The following is a 17,420-nucleotide window of genomic DNA, read 5'->3' as shown; positions in this document are numbered from 1 at the left end:
CCTTTTGCTTTTTGTTAAGAGAAAGGAGTTTTTTTATTGAAAAAATGGTCATTGCAACAAGTCGTCTTACTCGCTTTTTTAGCCTTTTTGTTTGGCGGTGTTTTTATGGGGGCAGGGTTCCTCTATGCGTTATTGAATGCTGCGCTGTTACCATTAGGACTGAGTCCATTTGCCAATGAGCTTTTATTTGGAATGTGGACCATGGTGGCACCAATTGCAGCGATGCTGATTCCACGAGCGGGAAGTGCTGTTTTGGCGGAAGTTTTAGCCGCTTTGGCAGAAATGCTTTATGGTTCGTATTTCGGACCTAGTGTATTAATTTCTGGTGTGATTCAAGGCCTAGGTAGTGAAAGTGGCTTTTTTGTGACACGCTACAAACGGTACGATACACTCACGTTATTTTATAGTGCGATTGGGACGACTATTTTTAGTTATGTGTATGAATACTTTAAGTTTGGTTATGGCAATTACGGTCTGGGGATGAACATTGCTTTAATTAGCGTTCGGTTCGTTTCCATTTGTTTCTTTGGTATTTTCTTAACGAAAGTTATTTTACGAATGTATCAGTCTGCGCAAGGGTTAGCTGTGAAGGCAAAATGAATAGTATCCAATTAAAAGCTGTGTCCTTTTCACGAGAACAACCATTGTTTGAAAAGACAAATTTAGCAATTCCTCAAGGAACGTTTTCCTTATTAATTGGCGATAGTGGTAGTGGAAAATCAACGCTCTTACGATTGATTGCCGGATTTGCTCCGCTTGATTACCAAGGAGAAATTTTGATTGAAGGAATAGAACGCCGACAATTATCAACTCGTGAAAAGGCGCAAAAAATTGGCATGCTGTTTCAAAATCCCAGTCAACAATTTACAATGAAAACCTTGGAACGAGAACTGATTTTTGCTTTAGAAAATCTAGGAATCTCGCCTGAAGAAATGAATCGAAAAATCCAAACAGCGCTTCAACTTGTTAAGACTCAAACCTTATTCACACGAGAATTAGCGACGTTATCTGGTGGTGAAAAACAAAAAGCGGCGTTGACAGTTCTGCTAGCAATGAACCCAGATATTCTTTTATTAGATGAACCTTTTGCAAGTATTGATCCAACCTCTCGAAAACAATTTATTCAAATTTTAGCAAGACTCCATCAAGCAGGCAAAACGATTTTGGTGTGCGACCACGATTTCAGCGATTACGCTGATGTTGTGGACCAAGTCGTCACGTTGAAAAACGGCCAGTTTGAAAAGCAACCGTTGACGTTTATCAAAACAAAACCGCAGACATTTCAGCTTACAACTTCTGTGGTAAAACAACCAATGCTCCAATTGAAAAATTTTCGTTTGTCTCAGGGAAAGCGAGTGCTACTTGAAGAAAAAGAAGCGCTTTTTTTTAAAGGAATTACCACGTTGACGGGGCCAAATGGGGCGGGGAAATCCACCTTATTAAAAGCCATCGTTCAGAGACAAAAATATCAAGGAAAAATGTTCTTGGCGGGCCGCCGCTTGCGGGCTTCAAAAAAATTGTATCAACACATGACATTAGCGGTGCAACAAGCCAATCGTCAGTTTGTCACGTTGACTTTACGAGAAGAGCTTTTGTTTGGTCAGAACATGACAGCAGAAAAAAGAAGAAAACAAGAGGAAGCCTTAACTTTTTTAGGTTTAAAAGAAAAACTAGAGCACAGTGTTTTTCAACTAAGTGAAGGGCAAAAAAAGATGGTGCAATTAATCAGTTTGCTGAGCTTAGATTTGGACTGTTTACTTTTAGATGAACCTTTTGCTGGATTAGATGAGCGAGCATGCAATTATTTTGTTGAATGGATCAAAGAAAAAAGTGCGCAACAAGATTTTCTAATCGTCACGCATCGGCTAGAACCTCTCTCTGGCGTGAGCAATTACCGAATAGAATTGCTGCAGCAACAACTGATTATCTGGCAGGAGGGAACCACATGCAAATAAAGCAAACAGATGCAGCAATTTATGCTTCTTTGATTCTTATTTTGACCTTTGAATTATCTTTTTCTCAGTCAATTTTGGCAAATTTGGCGGTTTTTATGGGTTGTGTCATTTTTTTAATAGGCCAGCGAAAATCCCGCTTACTGCTTTGGTTATTTTTCTTGCCACTTTTACCAGCAATCGGGACGTTTTGGTCTATTTATTTGCATGGTACGAGTAGTCAACAAGCCTGGCTTTTGTTTAGTCGAACGTATGCCTTTGCCGGTTTAGGACTAGCTTTTGCTGTAGGCGTTGATTTTGAAGAATTATTGTTGTTATTGGAACAAAAGGGGCTAGCACCGAACTTTGTTTATGGAATTTTAGTGGTGGTTCACGCCTTACCTGAAGTGAAAAGAGAAATTAATGATTTAAAAGAAGCGAGCCTACTCCGTGGCAAAACGTTTCATTTTTGGTCGCCGATGCTTTATGTTAAAACACTGCTCGTCGCTGTTTCTTGGCGAGATAAATATACGGAAGCAATGTCTGCCCATGGCTATGAAGAAGGAGCCACCAGAAGTCGAAAAGAGCATTTTGTGTCAGCAAAAGTCAGTCTGGGGCTTGCTATTTTGATCATCATTTTTACCAATTTGTTTATTTTTCTAACGTAAAGGAGAAACCTATGACATTTACAGAACAAGCCAAAGAACAAGCGCAAGCTTCTTGGCAAGGGAGTTTTCAGCATCCTTTTATCACAGAATTACATGAAGGAACCTTGAGTCCAACGATTTTTCGCTACTATTTAATTCAAGATCATTACTATTTAAAACACTTTAGTCAACTTTATCGCTTGATTGCGGCACAAACGCAACAACCTCGATTGAAAAAATTACTCTTAACAAATGCGGAAAATCTCGCGTTGGGCGAATTAGCTATTCGTGAAACTTTTTTTGAAGAACTAGCGATTACGGAAGAAGAGGTTGCAGCGACACCGATTGCACCAACCGCGTATCACTATGTTTCTCATATGTATCGCCAACTTATTGAAGGAACGCCTAAGACGGCCGCAGCAAGTATGTTGCCTTGTTCTTGGCTCTATCAAGAAATTGGTGCACAGTTAGTCAAACAACACTCACCAGAGCCACTGTACCAACGTTGGATTGAAACCTATGCTGGGGAGGAAGCGTACCAACACGTCCAAGAGGAACGCCAACTGTTAGACCAATTATATGAAGAAAGTTCACCACAAGAACAAGCAGCTATGATCACCGCTTTTGTTATCAGCAGTGAGATGGAATACGCTTTTTGGGAAATGGCCTATACACACGAAACCTGGATTGGTTAATACAAAAACAAGTCGTTTAGTGCTCGTAACTAACGACTTGTTTTTGTATTAGAAAGCAGTAATTGTCAGTTGCTTTTTTGACAGGGCGTGATAAGATATTCAGTGACGCAAAATCTGTTATAACTCGCTCAGTAATAACAGAAACGCCTTGCTAAGAAAGGACTGTAGAAGCCTCATGAATTATCCAGAACCGATTGCAAAATTGATTGAAAGTTATATGAAATTACCAGGAATTGGTCAAAAAACAGCGACACGGCTTGCTTTTTATACAATTGATATGAAAGAAGAAGATGCTAATGCTTTTGCAAAAGCGCTAATTAGTGTCAAGAGAGATCTCCATTTCTGTAGTATTTGCGGAAATATTACTGAAGAAGATCCTTGTGAAATTTGCCAAGATAAAAATCGTGACCGTAGTATTATTTTAGTAGTGGAAGAACCAAAAGACGTTATGGCAATGGAAAAAATGCGTGAATATCAAGGCTTGTATCACGTACTCCACGGGGTGCTTTCACCGATGGAAGGAACAGGACCAGAAGATATTAATATTGCCTCTTTGATCAAACGATTGCACGATGATGAAGTGAAAGAGGTCATTATAGCAACCAACGCTACCACTGAAGGAGAAGCGACGGCGATGTATTTATCACGGCTCATTAAACCAGCTGGAATCACCGTTACTCGTTTGGCACACGGCTTGTCTGTCGGCAGCGATATTGAATATGCAGACGAAATAACCTTGCTAAAAGCAGTCGAAGGGCGTCGAGAAATTTAAAAGAAACATCGTTGGAAAAAGAGGTTGAAATCGAAGTAGGTCGTTTCTGTGAGAAAATGTCGCAGTTCAAGCTTTTCCGTACTTCTTTTTCAGTTTTTTTTTTCAGCGGATGTATCACTTTAAATAGGACATAAGGATTTCAATTAGACTGATAGAGCAAGATGAAGTATAATAGATACAAGTAAAAATTGATTGGAGTTTTCGCACGTGCAGGGTATTTTTATCACATTTGAAGGTCCAGATGGCGCTGGCAAAACCAGTGTTTTGAAGGAAGTTTCTGAAAGATTAGCTAAAGAGTCAAAACGAAAAATTGTCACCACAAGAGAACCAGGCGGCATACCGATTGCCGAAAAGATTCGAACAGTTATTTTAGATCCAAGAAATGACAGAATGGATGAGCGAACAGAAGCTTTACTTTACGCAGCTGCTCGTCGTCAACATTTAGTGGAAAAAATCTTGCCAGCTTTGGAAGCGGGTCATTTAGTCCTATGTGATCGTTTTGTTGACAGCTCATTAGCCTACCAAGGCGCTGGGCGTAGAATTGGGATTGCCCCCATTGCTTCAATTAATGCGTTTGCGACAGAAGGTGTCTCACCAGATTTTACAATTTATTTAGACGTTGACTCAGATACTGGCTTACGGCGGATTCAAGAAAATCGAACACAGCAAATTGATCGCTTAGATTCAGAAGGATTAGAATTTCATCAACGTGTTCGTCATGAATATTTGAAATTAGCAGAAGAAAATCCACAACGTATCAAAAAGATTGATGCACGTATGAGTTTAGAACTTGTCGTAGAAGCAACGTATCAGGCGATTATTGAACGTTATCCAGAAAACTTTTAATTATAGGAAGGTGTAGACCATGAAGATTATTTTAGCCATTGTACAAGACAAAGATAGTAACCGATTAGCCAACGAATTTATTGATGCCAATATTCGTGCTACAAAATTATCCTCAACAGGTGGATTCTTAAAAGCGGGAAACAGCACATTTATTATTGGGATTGATGATGAACGTGTCGACGAAACATTAGCTTTAATTAAAGAAACATGTCAATCAAGAAAACAATATGTTTCAACACCTGTGACTTTAGATATCACAATGGATGGCCAAATTCCTTATCCTGTGGAAGTTGAAGTAGGCGGCGCTACTTGCTTCGTCTTACCAGTTGAAGGATTCCATCAATATTAAGATGAATGAAGCACAACAGCTACAGCAAATGCAACCTTTGCTGTACAAGCAACTCCAAAAAAGTTTTGAGCATGGTCGTCTTGCCCATGCTTATCTTTTTGAAGGAGATACAGGAACTGGAAAACAAGAATTTGGCTTATGGATGGCGAAACATGTCTTTTGTACGAATTTAGTAAATCAACAGCCTTGTAACGAATGCCATAATTGTGTGCGGATTAATGAAAATGAACATCCAGATGTTTTAAGAATTGCGCCAGATGGGCAAACCATCAAAGTGAACCAAATCCGTGAATTAAAAGCGGAGTTTTCTAAAAGTGGGGTCGAGACTGCTAAAAAAGTTTTCTTAATTCAAGAAGCAGATAAAATGAGTACCGGCGCAGCCAATAGTCTCTTAAAATTTTTAGAAGAACCAGAAGGACAAATTTTAGCTATTTTAGAAACCACTTCGCTTTCTCGAATTTTACCAACGATTCAATCACGATGCCAAACCTTACATTTTCAACCATTAGTCAAAAAAACATTAATTGATCGCTTAATCAAACAGGGGATTGGTGAAAAGACTGCAACCCTTTTAGCTGAGCTGACAAATAGTTTTGAGAAAGCAGTTGAAATCTCTCAAGATGAATGGTTTAATGAAGCTAGGGAAATCATTTTGCAATGGTTTAATTATCTAAAAAGTAATGATTTACAGGCATTTATCTACGTTCAGAAGAAAATGGTCAAAGTATTTAAGGAAAAAGAACAACAAGCGCTTAGCTTTGACTTGCTCATGGTTTATTACCGTCAATTATTGGAAGAAAGTGTTGCGACACAGCAAGCCAAAAAAGTAACGGAAGAGCAGGCGGAACGGTTGGCGCTAATTTTGAAAGCACGCCAAAAATGGACTGCCAATGTTAGTTGGCAAAATGTTTGTGAACAATTAGTTATCCAAATGATTCACCCTAAATCATAAAGGAAAAAAGTGCCAAGTGGCATTCAGTTTCATAATATAGTAGGAACTTAGTTGTTTCACAAGTTCCTTAACCGATTGAAGCGACGTTCACTTGAACTAGATTAGGAGGAATAAAATGGTAGAAGTAGTAGGAGTTCGCTTCCGTGAAGCCGGTCATATCTATTATTTTGCTCCTGGAAAATCTGAGTATATTTATAATGAGAAAGTACTCGTTGAATCTCAACAGTCAAAACAATTAGCTACTGTTGCTATTCCTAAAAAAACAGTCGATTCAGACGATTTACCAGAGGACCTAAAACCCATTTTAAATAAAGCAACAGCCAATGATTTAGAAAAAGAACAAAAAAATTTGGCTGATGCAGAAGCTGCCAAAAGCATTGCCAATGAAAAAATTCGAGCTCATGACTTAAAAATGAAATTAGTGCGAGTAGAATATACCTTCGATCGTAGCAAAATGATTTTTTACTTTACGGCAGATGGGCGAATTGATTTTCGTGAATTAGTCAAAGACTTAGCGGCTATTTTCCGGACGCGAATTGAGTTACGTCAAATTGGTGTCCGAGATGAAGCGAAAATATTAGGTGGCATTGGCCCTTGTGGCAGACAACTATGTTGCTCAACATTTCTAGGAGATTTTATGCCAGTTTCAATCAAAATGGCTAAAGATCAAGGGTTATCTTTAAATCCTGTCAAAATTTCGGGATTATGTGGCCGCTTAATGTGTTGTTTGAAATACGAAAACGACGAATATGAAGCCGCTAAAAAAGAATTACCAGATTATGGAAAAGAAGTAATAACACCAGATGGCAAAGGTAAAGTCGTCGGGTTGAATCTATTAAGTCGGATTGTCAAAGTTCGTCTGCATGGTCGTGAAATCGCAGCGGATTATGATTACGAAGAAATCAAAGAAGCTACTGCGAAAGTTGCTGCTGAAAAAGGTGATCAAAATGGATAAACGTTCGCTCTATGATGGATTAAATTCGTTGGAAACTGATTTAGACAGTTCCGTGACACAATTAAGAGAAATTAAAGCAGCACTCCATGAGTTGGTAGAAAAAAATACCACGTTGGAAATCGAAAACCAACGCTTACGGGAGCATCTCCAAGAACTGAATAAGTTAGCAGGAAATACAACTGAAACTGAAAAACAAGAGCTATCAAAATCACGTATGAATTTGGAAAAACTTTATGAAGAGGGCTTCCATGTCTGCAATATTTTATATGGTTCAAGACGTGAAAATGATGAAGAATGTGCCTTTTGTCTTGATGTTATTTATGGGGAACGTACGCGTTAAGTCTAGTGGACACTGCAAATAAAAAGGAAAGGTTTGGTTTGACAGTCAATCGATTGTCAAATCAAACCTTTATCTATTTATAGAACGAAAAAGGAAAATGAGGGATGCGCTATGCAAAAACAGAAAAGTTTTGATAAGCAAACAACAAAAGGAAAATTGTATCTTGTCCCAACACCGATCGGCAATTTAGAAGATATGAGTATTCGTTGTTTAAACATATTGAAAGAAGCAACGGTGATTGCTAGTGAAGACACAAGAAACACACAAAAATTGCTAAATCATTTTGAGATTACAACACCACAAATTAGTTTACACGAACATAATTACAAAGAGCGAATTCCTCAACTGATTACACGATTGCTGAATGGTGAAACGATTGCCCAAGTTAGCGATGCAGGTATGCCTTCAATTAGTGATCCTGGTCATGAATTGGTTACAGCATGTCTTGAAGAAGAACTGGCAGTGATTGCCTTGCCAGGACCTACGGCAGGAATGACCGCCTTGATTGCCTCGGGTCTTTTACCACAGCCATTTACGTTTTATGGTTTTTTACCAAGAAAGAAAAAGGAACAGAAAGACGTGTTATCAGCATTAAAAGAAGAACGGCCAACACAGATTTTTTATGAGTCCCCCTATCGGATTGCTAAAACGGTAGCAACGTTTGCTGAAGTCTATGGTCAAGAACGCCCTGCTGTGATTTGTCGAGAATTAACGAAACTTCACGAAGAGTATTTACGAGGTACCTTAGGAGAACTAACAGAATATTTAGCAGAAAATACGCTAAAAGGCGAGTGTTGTTTATTAGTTAGCGGATTTACTGGTGAGAAAGAGACAATAGCAGCAATGCCAGCTATTTCCCTCAAAGAACATGTACAAGTTTTAATGGAGGAAGAGGGACGGAGTTCCAAAGAGGCGATCAAAGAAGTGGCCAAATTGAGAAATGTAAAAAAACAAGAAGTATATAAAGAATATCATTCCATTTAAAAAAGGAGAGAAACATGAGTAATTTATTGCGAGCAGAAGGCGTGTCTTATCAAGTAAATGGTCGTAGCATTCTTTCTGATATTGATTTGTCATTTGAAACAGGTAGCAATACAACAATTGTTGGTCCTTCAGGTAGCGGGAAAAGTACATTTTTAAAAATTTTATCTTCATTATTAAGTCCTACAGAAGGCGAAATTTTTTATCAAGAAGCGCCAATTACTACAATGCCAATCGAAACATACCGCCAAAAGGTTTCTTATTGTTTTCAGCAGCCAACTTTATTTGGTGAAACCGTGTATGATAATTTATTATTTCCATTTACCGTCAGACAAGAAGCGTTTAATCAGGAAAAAGTCGTGGCATTACTCCAACAAGTGAAATTGCCCGCTGCTTATCTTGAAAAGAAAATAGCCGAACTCTCTGGTGGTGAGCGACAACGGGTTGCTTTGCTACGAAACATTATTTTTGTACCAGATGTTTTATTATTAGACGAAGTTACAACGGGATTAGATGAAGAAAGCAAACAGATTGTCAATCAATTGTTAAACCAATTAAACAAAGAGCAAGGAGTCACGCTGGTTCGTGTCACGCATGATACCGAAGAAATTCAGCAAGCACAGCAAGTGATTCGTATTGTAGCAGGAAAGGTGGCGCCGACAGATGGATTTAGCAGTTAATAATTTATCCTTATTTTTTTCAGCCATGCTAGTGATGGTCGCATTAATTATTAGTACTAAAGAAAAATTAGGTTTTACCAAAGATATTATTATTAGTGTGATTCGAGCAGTCATTCAATTAGTCGCAGTCGGTTATTTATTAAAATATGTTTTTCAAGTCAATAACCTGATTTTAACGCTCATCATGGTTTTGGTGATTGTTTCCAACGCAGCCTTTAATGCAAAAAAACGCAGCCAGCAATTACAAAAGGGCTTTTTGATTTCTTTCATTGCAATTGGTTGTAGTACAGGAATTACCATTGGTATTTTGATTTTTTCTGGTTCTATTAAATTTATTCCTTCTCAAATCATTCCTATCAGTGGGATGATTGCCAGCAATTCGATGGTGGCAATTGGTTTATGCTATCGCAATTTAGATACTCTTTTTCAAAACCAACGGCAAGCGGTAATGGAGAAACTAGCATTAGGTGCAACTATCAAACTTGCCTCTTTACCAATCATCCAACAAAGTGTGAAAACCGGGATGGCGCCGACGATTGATTCTGCCAAAACTGTCGGAATTGTTAGTTTGCCTGGGATGATGTCAGGCTTGATTTTTGCGGGCGTTGATCCGGTCCATGCGATAAAATATCAGATTATGGTGACTTTTATGTTGCTATCAGCAACAAGTATTGGTTCAGTGATTGCAACTTATCTTGCCTATAAAGGCTACTATAATCAACAAAAACAATTGGTTGTTTAATTAAAAAGCTGGAAATCTGTGTTTATAACTTCACGGATTTTCAGCTTTTTCTGGTTGAAATAAAGAAGTTTCAATTTGAAAAAGAACGGACGTTCGTATATAATGGAGGGAGGAGGCGAATCAAAATGATGAGCGAATTACGTTTTCCCTTAAAAAAAGATACGTCGAGAAAAATTATACATATAGATATGGATGCGTTTTTTGCTTCAGTTGAAGAACGAGATCATCCAGAGCTAGTAGGACATCCGTTAGTTATTGCGCGCCATCCAAGTGATACTGGGGGCAAAGGAGTGGTGACCACAGCGAATTATATTGCTCGACAGTACGGTATTCACTCGGCTATGAGTGCTCAAAAGGCGTATGAACTATGTCCAAGTGCCATTTTTAAGCCAGGTAATTATCAGAAATATAGTGAAATTTCTCAAGAAATCCGTGAAATTTTTCGCCGCTATACAGATGTGATTGAACCAGTATCTATTGACGAAGCGTATTTAGATGTAACTGAAAATAAGGTCAACAGTAAGTCGGCTATTAAAATTGCGAAAATGATTCAATATGATATTTGGCATGAATTGCAGTTAACTTGCTCGGCAGGTGTTAGTTACAATAAGTTTTTAGCCAAGTTAGCATCAGATTTTCAGAAACCAAAGGGCCTGACGGTTGTCTTACCAGAAGAGGCCGAAGATTTTTTGAAAGCATTACCGATTGAAGATTTCCACGGAATCGGGAAAAAAACAGTGCCTAAAATGCATGAACTAGGGATTTTTACTGGAGCAGATTTATACAAGCAAGATGAGATGACGTTGATTCGGTTATTCGGTAAAATGGGTTATTCATTGTATCGTAAAGTCCGTGGTATCCATGATGCGCCAGTTCAAGTGACTAGAGATCGTAAGTCGGTAGGCAAGGAACATACTTACGGCACCCCTTTAACGACGGAAGAGCAGGTTACGGCTCAATTGAGACAATTAGCAGCAGGTGTTGAGCGTGCATTGCAACGAGTGCAAAAACATGGCAAAACAGTAGTCCTGAAAGTTCGTTATACTGACTATACGACGATTACGAAACGTGTGACATTACCTGAATATATTTCTAAAAAAGAAGAACTTTTCTATCAAGCGAATTTAATTTGGGAAGATATTTTAGGTTTAGAACAAGGAATCCGTTTATTAGGCATTACTTTAACGAATTTAGATCCACTAGCGTATGAAAACATTGTTTTACCTTTATGGGAAAAAAGTTAGCCCTTTAGACACATCCTCAAGAGATGGCTAAAGGGCTAACTTTTTTAAATTGATTTTTTGATTTGTTCATAAGACGTTTCGGCGTCATGACATTTTTCCCAAATAACAGCTTTGCCAGCAGCAAGTGATTTGGGTACATCAATAATCCGTTGATTACTACTGCCACGAAATTGTAAATTTAAATTACGTTTTGCCAGTTCAAAACGCCCATCGACTAAAATGTCAATTGAATGGAGTAGTTCAAGCTTATCAGGCGTTTCTAAAAGTAGTTCTTCAAAGGTATACCCTGACCAAGACCAGATATCTTTGGCTGAGCCAAATGTTTCCCGCACACGTTTGACTACACTAAGACAAACATCTGTATTCAGAAAGGGTTCACCACCCAAAAGAGTCAAACCTTGGACATAGTCATGGGACAAATCTTCAATAATTTGATTCATTAAAGATTCTGTAAACGGCGTACCGTAATTGAAATTTTGGACAGCTTTGTTAAAACAACCTTCACAAGCAAAGAGACAGCCACTCACATATAAACTATTGCGTACACCTTCGCCATCAACAAAGTTGAACGCTTTGTAATCGGCAATCTTTTTTTGGCTGTAGTCTTCGGTTTTCCATTCTTGTGGTTTCGGATTACGCATCAGCAAAACTTCTTTCTATAGAATAATCGAGTTTAATTTTTTAAATGTTTCACACGAGAGGAAATTTCTTTGTGACGACCATGTACCATTGGGCGAGCTTGCGGGTTACCTAAATAACCACAAGTCCGTTTAACGACATCACAAGTCTTAGGATCATGATTGCCACATTCTGGACATTCAAAGCCACGTTCAGTTGGATGGAAGTCCCCTTCAAAACCACAGGCATAACAATGATCAATTGGCGTATTGGTTCCTAAATAGCCAACTTTGTCATAAGCGTAATCCCAGACAGCTTCAAGTGCTTTGGGATTTTGCTGTAACATGGGGTATTCACAGTAGTGGATAAAACCACCAGAACAGTATTTTGGATAATCCTTTTCAAAATCAAGTTTTTCAAAAGGCGTTGGATTTTTGCGTACATCATAATGGAAACTATTTGTGTAATATTCTTTATCTGTAATATTTTCGACGATGCCAAATTTTTCAGTATCTAAACGGCAAAAACGGTCAGTCAAGCTTTCGCTCGGTGTAGAGTAGACACTAAAATGATAGCCGTATTTGTTGCCCCAGTTGTCGGCATTTTTTTTCAGTTCTTTTAAAATATTGAGTGTAAAGTTTTTGGCCTCTTGATTGTCCTCCCAAGCACCGCCGTAAAAGGCAGAAGCCACTTCATACAAGCCAATATAGCCAAGTGAAACCGTGGCACGTTTGTTTTTAAACAGTTCATCTACGGCATCCTGTGTAGCTAAACGTTTTCCAAATGCACCATACATGTATAAAATCGGTGCATTCGCTGGTTTAGCTTCTTTAACACGTTCAACCCGATAAACCAAAGCATCTTTAACGATTGCTAAACGTTCATTTAAAATTTGCCAGAACTTTTCTTGGCTTCCTTGCGCTTCTAAAGCGATTCTTGGTAAGTTCAAGGTCACAACGCCTAAATTCATTCGGCCAACATTTACTTCTTCACCTTGTTCGTCTTTCCAGCCTTGTAAAAAGGAACGACAGCCCATTGGTACCTTAAAACTACCTGTTAGTTCAACGATTTTATCATAGTTTAAAACATCAGGATACATGCGTTTCGTTGCGCATTCCAGTGCCAGTTGTTTAATATCGTAGTTTGGATCAGTAGGTTGCGCATTGACGCCGCGTTTAATTGTGAAAATCAGTTTTGGGAAAATAGCTGTTCGTTTTTCAATCCCTAAACCATTAATTCGGATTTGTAAAATCGCCCGTTGAATTTCTCGCTCAAACCAGTTGGTACCTAAACCAAATCCCAGAGAAGTAAAAGGGGTTTGTCCATTGGAAGTAAATAAAGTATTAATTTCATACTCAAGACTTTGCATGGCATCAAAAATATCTTTTTTCGTTTTCTTCCGAGCGAATGCTTTTTGGCGTTCTTCTCCTTCAATCCATTCTTGCGCATCTGCTAAATGTTTTTCATAATTACGTTCTGCAAAAGGCGCTAATAATTCATCAATCCGATCGGCAGAGCATCCACCATATTGACTGGAAGCTACATTGGCAATAATTTGAGAAATTTGTGCAGTGGCCGTTTGAATTGATTTTGGTGATTCGACATCAGCGTTCCCAATTTTAAAGCCATTGTTTAGCATGCCTTTAAAATCAATTAAACAGCAGTTTGTCATGGGCGTATATGGATGATAATCTAAATCGTGGTAATGAATGTCGCCTTTTTGATGGGCATTAGCCACGTGTGAAGGCAACATCTTTAAACCAATTGATTTTCCAACAATCCCAGCGGTTAGATCACGTTGCGTATTAAAAACGTCACTGTCTTTGTTGGCATTTTCGTTCACGACAGTCTGATCTTTATTAATTAATTTGCCGATAGATACATTAATATCAGTCGCTTTACTACGCTCAAAATCACGTTGGGTTCTGTAATGAATGTATTCTTCGGCTAAGGCATATTCGTTGTTGGATAGCAGAGTATGTTCCACAATATTTTGAATTTCATAAATTTTTACGTTATTGGTAAAACGTTCGGCAATTTCTCGATTGACATCGGCAACAATCGATTGGACTTTTTGATGTGTCAAAGGAGTGACTTGGTCATGTATTTTTTGTTCAGCTTTGATCAAAGCATCGTATATTTTTTGATCATCGAAAGTCACTAAACGACCATCCCGTTTGACGACTTTAATTGTTGAGAGATTAACATCCTCGGCTTTTTCATCAGTAATCTTCATCATTTTATCCAGCTCCTTATATCTCGTTAGTAACTATCCTAATACAAAGGTCGGCTAAATTCAATCGATATATTGCGTACTTTTAGTAAAATATCACTAGACAAACACTATATATTGTGCTTGTGCTGTTTTGAAAAAATATGAAAACAAATGAAGAAAAGGATTGAGCAAATTTTTTTGCGTGAAAAAAATTCTTTGTCAAAATTAAAAAACAGCAAAGAGTTTTTTGCCAAATTGCTAAAAGCAACACTAAAAAATAACAATTATTAAATAATAATTGTTTGCGGATTTATTCACGAAATGCCAATTATTCTTTGACTACCGAACGATATTGTAAGATAAAACGATGTTCATTCAGATTTTTTCTTGGTAAAATAAGAGTAATAACAAAACGTTGGAGCGAGAAAAATGAAAAAAATTGTAGAAGTAAACCATGTCAGCAAGACATATGGTCGTTTAAATAATAAAACAGAAGTATTAGATAATATTTCGTTTACCGTTGATGAAGGCGAATTTGTGGGGATTATGGGTCCCAGTGGTGCTGGGAAATCGACACTGTTGAATGTCTTATCCTCGATTATTTTGCCAACCGCAGGAATCGTGCGCATCGCCGGACAAGATATTTTAAAAATGCGAGATAATCAATTAAGTGATTTTCGAAGAAACGAAATGGGGTTTATTTTTCAATCGTTTAACCTAATTGATACGTTAAATGTGAAGGACAATATTCTGTTGCCTTTAGCTGTAGAAAAAGTTTCATTAGAAGAAATGGATAAACGTTTGTTACATGTGACTTCGATTTTGGGGATTCAGGAGCTTTTATCTGCTTATCCACCAGAGATTTCTGTGGGACAAAAACAACGAGTAGCAGCTGCTCGTGCTTTGATTACGAACCCTAAAATTATTTTTGCAGATGAACCAACTGGCTCGCTGGATTCAAAATCAGCAACAGAATTGTTGAAATATTTAGCTGAAATTAATCTACATGATGATGCCACAATTTTGATGGTGACACATGACCCGTACACGGCCAGTTTTTGCAATCGCATCTTGTTCATTAAAGACGGTGCGATTTTCTCAGAAGTTGTTCGTCAAGGATCACGTAAGGAATTTTTTAATCGTGTGATAGATATGCAAGCAACGATTGGTGGAGGCGGGCGCGCAAATGATTTTTAAACTATCATTAAAAAATTTAAAAGCTCATGTACCTAATTATCTGGTTTATTACATTAGTATGACTTTTGCAGCGGTCGTTTATTATTGTTTCCGTGCGATTGCTTACAACCAGCCTCTTGTCGCAGGTGCAGGCCGTGATATCGAAATTAAGCGATCTTTAGGACTCGGTAGTACCTTAGTCACCATTATTATTTTGGGCTTTATGTTGGCAGCAAATCGTTTTTTTATAGGAAAACGTAGCCAAGAAATTGGCTTGTATCGATTAATTGGCTTGAGAAAGAGCCAAGTTTCACTAATTTTTTTAGTAGAAAATTTAGTTTTAGGCTTTGTTTCACTAATTAATGGAATTATTTTAGGAGTGATTTTCACCAAGTTGTTTTCAATGATTTTAGCCAAAGTTATGTTTTTAGAAGTCCCCAGTTTCTTCTATATTTCTTGGCGTTCCGTTATTGAAACCGGTGTAGCTTTTGCATTTATGATTTTGATTGTCTGCTTAAGAAGTATTTGGATGATTTATCGTTATCCATTGTCGCAGCTTATGCACCAAGAAAAAATTGGTCAAATTAATTATAGTCGTTTAACGAAACGGCGGCAGTTTCTAGGTATTTTAGGACCTATTTGTTTACTGGCTGGTTATTTTATTGCGTTTGATTTTCGGAATTTAGCGACAGGTATTGTGTATAAACAATTAAATGATTCATTGGATATCTCGATTCCAATGATTATTACATTGACGCCTTTTATCATTTTGGGTCTCTGTGTGGTGGGAACTTATTTATTTTTCCGTTATACCATGTATTTTATCATTCGCTTATTTAATCATAGAAAAAAATGGTATTACCAAGATTTACGCATGATTACTTTAGGCAATGCCAAACGCTACTTATTTAAAAGTAGCAAAACACTCACTGGTTTGACCTTGTTAATTGCGACAGCCTTGAGTGGGATTGGCGTGATGGTTTTTGTGTATACGATTAGTATGCACACGGTCAACAGTGATGGCCCCGTGGACTTTTTAGTTTCACAGGAAAGCTATCCTAAATTGAAGAAAGTTCTCGATGAAGCGAAGGACACCAAAATAAAAAATGAAGTGACACTTTCTTATAAAATTACTGGAATTGAACGAAGTTTGCGAATTGGTCAAGCGCAAGAGGAACAAGAAACGATTGAAGCAGTTAATGTTTTATCCTTCTCAAATTACCGCAACTATCAAAAAATTAATCCTTATTTAAACGATTTACATTTAAAAAATGACCAAAGTGTTATCTATATGGATAGCTTTACCAATATTTTAAGTGGTATGTCTCGTTATGAATCGAAACTGCAATTTGTTGAAGGAGAGAAGGCACAACTGCAACAAGTGCTGCCTAACTATCTAGGCAATTTTTTATTGCAATATTCCTTACCAACGATTGTCGTTTCCGATGCCCTTTATCAGAAAGTGACAAAAAATTCCATTCAGTATCAGATTAACGCCGTAAATGTTGACACGAAAAGCCGTGAAAAACTTTATGAAGCCGTAAATAAACAGATTGCCACAGAATGGCAAGCGCCAATTTTGTATAAGTATGAAAAAAATAACCAGCAGTTGAGTGGTTTTGCCAAACAAATGCCTAACGAAGAGGCAAAGAATACGCAAGATGATGTCACAGAAACTTGGCGGCTAAATATGAATGATCGCTACGCCTCTTTACGCTATGAACGAAAAATTAACGGCTTGACTTTATATGTCTCCATGTTTGTGGCAATTTTAGCGTTGTTTATTACGGGCAGTATTTTGATGTTACGACAACTGTTTTCAGCTGTAAGTGAGCGTCAAGATTACGTGACTTTAAAACGGATGGGTGTTTCTAGTAAAGCGATAACTAAGCAAATTTATCGACAGAATAGTTTGATTTTCTTTCCGCCGATGGTCATTGGGATTTTGCATACCACCTTTGCCATTTATTTGCTAAGCCAATTTATTAAGAGTCCAGGATATTTGTTAGTATATCTTTCTTGTGGAATCTTAATAATTGTTTATCTAATTTTTTATATTTTAACGTCTGCCATTTATGCGCGGATGATTCGACACATCCATTTTTAAAAAACTGTAAAAGCCGTTGTGAAGCGGTTTTTACAGTTTCTTTATGCGAAAAAATTATGAGAGTTCCCTTTATGAAAATCATGAAAATTTAAGAAGTGACGAAATTGTTAGTTTTTTTATTAAATTGTAAGAAATTTCAATGGACTTTGCTGAAATATAGCATAAAATAA

General features: G+C 37.6%; 18 protein-coding genes. 16 read left to right on the top strand and 2 right to left on the bottom strand.

What is annotated here, in order from left to right:
- Positions 1-36: 36 nt before the first annotated feature.
- The 14 genes from IGK86_RS11935 to dinB all read left to right on the top strand — a co-directional run bounded on the left by IGK86_RS11935 (position 37) and on the right by dinB (position 11,134).
- Positions 37-600: an ECF transporter S component gene (locus IGK86_RS11935; RefSeq protein ID WP_002359429.1), complete on the top strand. Its 564-nt coding sequence runs from the start codon at positions 37-39 to the stop codon at positions 598-600.
- Positions 597-1,955, top strand: coding sequence for an ABC transporter ATP-binding protein (locus IGK86_RS11930; protein ID WP_104877068.1), 1,359 nt, complete (start codon positions 597-599; stop codon positions 1,953-1,955). The genes IGK86_RS11935 and IGK86_RS11930 overlap by 4 nt, the downstream gene beginning before the upstream one ends.
- Positions 1,946-2,599, top strand: a complete 654-nt coding sequence (locus IGK86_RS11925; RefSeq protein ID WP_010713128.1) for a CbiQ family ECF transporter T component — start codon at positions 1,946-1,948, stop codon at positions 2,597-2,599. The genes IGK86_RS11930 and IGK86_RS11925 overlap by 10 nt, the downstream gene beginning before the upstream one ends.
- A gap of 11 nt (positions 2,600-2,610) precedes the next feature.
- Positions 2,611-3,273 carry a thiaminase II gene (gene tenA / locus IGK86_RS11920; protein ID WP_002362330.1) on the top strand — a complete coding sequence of 221 codons (663 nt, stop codon included), beginning with the start codon at positions 2,611-2,613 and terminating at the stop codon, positions 3,271-3,273.
- 175 nt (positions 3,274-3,448) lie between these two features.
- Entirely contained in the window at positions 3,449-4,045 is a 597-nt protein-coding gene (recR, locus tag IGK86_RS11915; protein ID WP_002356363.1) for a recombination mediator RecR, read from the top strand.
- Between the two features lie 207 nt (positions 4,046-4,252).
- Positions 4,253-4,891, top strand: a complete 639-nt coding sequence (gene tmk / locus IGK86_RS11910) for a dTMP kinase (protein WP_002356366.1) — start codon at positions 4,253-4,255, stop codon at positions 4,889-4,891.
- A 19-nt stretch (positions 4,892-4,910) separates the two neighbouring features.
- Positions 4,911-5,240 (top strand): cyclic-di-AMP receptor, encoded by a 330-nt coding sequence (locus IGK86_RS11905; protein WP_002356367.1) that lies wholly within the window; start codon positions 4,911-4,913, stop codon positions 5,238-5,240.
- 1 nt (position 5,241) lies between these two features.
- Positions 5,242-6,192: a DNA polymerase III subunit delta' gene (gene holB, locus IGK86_RS11900; protein WP_002384059.1), complete on the top strand. Its 951-nt coding sequence runs from the start codon at positions 5,242-5,244 to the stop codon at positions 6,190-6,192.
- 115 nt (positions 6,193-6,307) lie between these two features.
- Positions 6,308-7,147: a PSP1 domain-containing protein gene (locus tag IGK86_RS11895; RefSeq protein WP_002356371.1), complete on the top strand. Its 840-nt coding sequence runs from the start codon at positions 6,308-6,310 to the stop codon at positions 7,145-7,147.
- Positions 7,140-7,487: a DNA replication initiation control protein YabA gene (locus IGK86_RS11890; protein WP_002356372.1), complete on the top strand. Its 348-nt coding sequence runs from the start codon at positions 7,140-7,142 to the stop codon at positions 7,485-7,487. Before IGK86_RS11895 ends, IGK86_RS11890 begins: the two co-directional genes overlap by 8 nt.
- 111 nt (positions 7,488-7,598) lie before the next feature.
- The gene (gene rsmI / locus IGK86_RS11885) at positions 7,599-8,471 is read left to right on the top strand and encodes a 16S rRNA (cytidine(1402)-2'-O)-methyltransferase (protein ID WP_002359438.1); all 873 of its coding nucleotides are present in this window, start codon (positions 7,599-7,601) and stop codon (positions 8,469-8,471) included.
- Between the two features lie 14 nt (positions 8,472-8,485).
- Complete coding sequence (locus IGK86_RS11880; RefSeq protein WP_002356375.1) at positions 8,486-9,148, top strand: ABC transporter ATP-binding protein; 663 nt, start codon at positions 8,486-8,488, stop codon at positions 9,146-9,148.
- Positions 9,132-9,890 (top strand): ABC transporter permease, encoded by a 759-nt coding sequence (locus tag IGK86_RS11875; RefSeq protein ID WP_010713130.1) that lies wholly within the window; start codon positions 9,132-9,134, stop codon positions 9,888-9,890. The genes IGK86_RS11880 and IGK86_RS11875 overlap by 17 nt, the downstream gene beginning before the upstream one ends.
- A 128-nt stretch (positions 9,891-10,018) precedes the next feature.
- Positions 10,019-11,134, top strand: coding sequence for a DNA polymerase IV (gene dinB, locus IGK86_RS11870; protein WP_023894966.1), 1,116 nt, complete (start codon positions 10,019-10,021; stop codon positions 11,132-11,134).
- A gap of 44 nt (positions 11,135-11,178) precedes the next feature.
- Here dinB and nrdG read toward each other — a convergent pair whose 3' ends face one another.
- Positions 11,179-11,775, bottom strand: a complete 597-nt coding sequence (gene nrdG / locus IGK86_RS11865) for an anaerobic ribonucleoside-triphosphate reductase activating protein (protein ID WP_002356379.1) — start codon at positions 11,773-11,775, stop codon at positions 11,179-11,181.
- A gap of 32 nt (positions 11,776-11,807) precedes the next feature.
- A complete protein-coding gene (gene nrdD / locus IGK86_RS11860; protein WP_016616652.1) occupies positions 11,808-13,991 on the bottom strand; it encodes an anaerobic ribonucleoside-triphosphate reductase in 2,184 nt (727 codons plus the stop codon).
- Between the two features lie 405 nt (positions 13,992-14,396).
- Between nrdD and IGK86_RS11855 the strand changes: the two genes are divergently transcribed.
- Complete coding sequence (locus IGK86_RS11855; RefSeq protein ID WP_002356382.1) at positions 14,397-15,164, top strand: ABC transporter ATP-binding protein; 768 nt, start codon at positions 14,397-14,399, stop codon at positions 15,162-15,164.
- The gene (locus IGK86_RS11850; RefSeq protein ID WP_002392853.1) at positions 15,154-17,250 is read left to right on the top strand and encodes an ABC transporter permease; all 2,097 of its coding nucleotides are present in this window, start codon (positions 15,154-15,156) and stop codon (positions 17,248-17,250) included. The genes IGK86_RS11855 and IGK86_RS11850 overlap by 11 nt, the downstream gene beginning before the upstream one ends.
- Positions 17,251-17,420 lie beyond the last annotated feature (170 nt).

Source organism: Enterococcus sp. DIV1206 (assembly GCF_051712485.1).
Classification (GTDB): domain Bacteria; phylum Bacillota; class Bacilli; order Lactobacillales; family Enterococcaceae; genus Enterococcus; species Enterococcus faecalis.
Note: the sequence above shows the minus strand (reverse complement) of the source record. Positions and strands in the feature narration are given on the sequence as shown.